Below are 614 nucleotides of genomic sequence, written 5' to 3'. Positions count from 1 at the left end.
TGCGTATAGGTAATGCCCTTCATTCCGCCCATGACGGCGTAGAAAAAAACAATGCACATACCGGTTAACAAGCCTGTTCCGTAATCCACTTCAAGGAAGCGGGAGAAAGCGACACCGATACCTTTCATCTGGCCGATAACATAGGTTACCGAAGCTACGATCAAACAAACCACTGCGACAATACGAGCAGTTCTAGAGTAGAAACGGTCGCCAATAAACTCTGGTACGGTAAACTTACCAAACTTTCTTAGGTAAGGTGCCAAGCACATTGCCAGCAATACATAACCACCTGTCCAGCCCATTAAGAAGACCGAACCGCCATAGCCATAAAAAGCAATTAAACCCGCCATTGAGATAAACGAAGCGGCAGACATCCAGTCAGCAGCGGTTGCCATTCCATTTGCAACGGGGTGAACACCACCACCGGCCACATAGAATTCTTTGGTAGACCCGGCACGCGCCCAGATGGCTATGCCAATATACATAGCAAATGTAATACCCACCACGATATAAGTTAAGGTTTGCAGTTCCATATCAGCCTCCTATTCTTCTACGTTAAATTCGCGGTCAAGTGCCGCCATTTTTTTTGCGTAATAAAAGACCAACACAACAAA

Annotated in this window: 1 pseudogene; it reads right to left on the bottom strand. The window is 46.3% G+C overall.

The features are described from left to right. Positions 1-533: pseudogene (locus A3763_RS06480) on the bottom strand (cation acetate symporter); the annotation flags it as partial. Positions 534-614 lie beyond the last annotated feature (81 nt).

The organism is Oleiphilus sp. HI0128 (assembly GCF_001635365.1).
Note: the sequence above shows the minus strand (reverse complement) of the source record. Positions and strands in the feature narration are given on the sequence as shown.